The following is a 1,429-nucleotide window of genomic DNA, read 5'->3' as shown; positions in this document are numbered from 1 at the left end:
TGGACATGCCCCAAAAAGTTAGACACTATTTGGGGCATTTTTTATGGAAAAAAAAGTAAAATATGATTATGCATTTAAATTAGAATGTGTAGAATTGGTTTTAAAGAAACATTATTCAGAAGGATATGTTTCAAAATTGAAGCAGATTCCAAGATGGAATATCCGTAAGTGGGTCAGTTTTTATAAGACTTATGGTGAAATTAGTTTATTACCAAGAATAAATCAAAGTTATTCAGCCGAATTTAAGTTAAAAGTACTTAAAATCGTAGAAAGGGAATCTCTTTCATTGATGGAAACAGGAATAAGATTTAATATTCCCAATATTGCTATTGTTTCAAAATGGAAAAAAGATTTTGCTAACTTTGGTATTGAAGGATTACAACCAAAACCTAAAGGCAGAGCGATATCTATGAGTGATTATAAGCGTAAAAAACATAAATCAGACAAACCTTTAACAAGAGAGGAAGAACTCTTAAAAGAGAACGAAAGACTTCGTTGTGAGAATGAATTGCTAAAAAAGTTACAAGCCTTAATTCAAGCCAGGAGAAATCCCAAGCCATAATGGAGTTAAGGCATAAATTTGATTTAGAATTACTTTTAGATCTAACAAAAATGGCACGTAGTAGTTTTTATTATCATCAAAAGCAGAATAAATTACCTGATAAATACAAAGAAATTAAAGAGTTAATTAAAGCCATTTATCAAAAACATAAAGGCCGTTATGGTTACAGAAGAATAACCGATGAACTCCAAAATAGAGCACTGATTATCAATCATAAAACAGTACTTAGATTAATGAAATTACTGGGCTTAAAAAGCATTATTAGAGTGAAAAAATATAAGTCTTACAGAGGTGAAAATGGTAAAATCGCCCCAAATATATTGGAAAGAAATTTTAAAGCAACAGCTCCAAATCAAAAATGGGCTACCGATATAACTGAATTTAATGTATCCGGAAATAAATTGTATTTATCACCTATAATTGACTTGTTTAATCAAGAAATAATAAGTTACGAACTAACAGAACGCCCAGTGTTTAATCAAGTAGTAATGATGCTAAAAAAAGCATTTAAGAAAATACCAAATAACACAAATTTAATGCTTCATTCTGACCAAGGCTGGCAATACCAAATGAGTCATTATCAAAATTTATTAAAAGAAAAAGGTATTATACAAAGTATGTCAAGAAAAGGAAATTGTTTAGACAATGCTATTATCGAAAACTTCTTTGGAATATTAAAATCTGAAATGTTTTATACTCAAAAATTCAAATCTATAAAACAATTAAAACAAGAAATCAATAAGTACATAATTTATTATAACAACGAAAGAATTAAATCAAATTTAAACAAAATGAGCCCGATAAAATATCGAGCTCATTATTATCAAAATTAATTATAAATTTGTCTAAACTTTTGGGTGCAGTCTA

Annotated in this window: 1 pseudogene; it reads left to right on the top strand. The window is 28.3% G+C overall.

The features are described 5' to 3' along the window. The first annotated feature begins 43 nt into the window (after positions 1-43). Positions 44-1,395, top strand: a pseudogene (locus EKL99_RS14920) (IS3 family transposase). Positions 1,396-1,429 lie beyond the last annotated feature (34 nt).

It is taken from the genome of Flavobacterium sp. ZB4P23 (genome assembly GCF_003970375.1).
In the GTDB taxonomy this organism is placed as follows: Bacteria; Bacteroidota; Bacteroidia; order Flavobacteriales; family Flavobacteriaceae; genus Flavobacterium.
The sequence above is the reverse complement of the archived record's forward strand: the minus strand, read 5'-3'. Positions and strand labels throughout refer to the sequence as shown.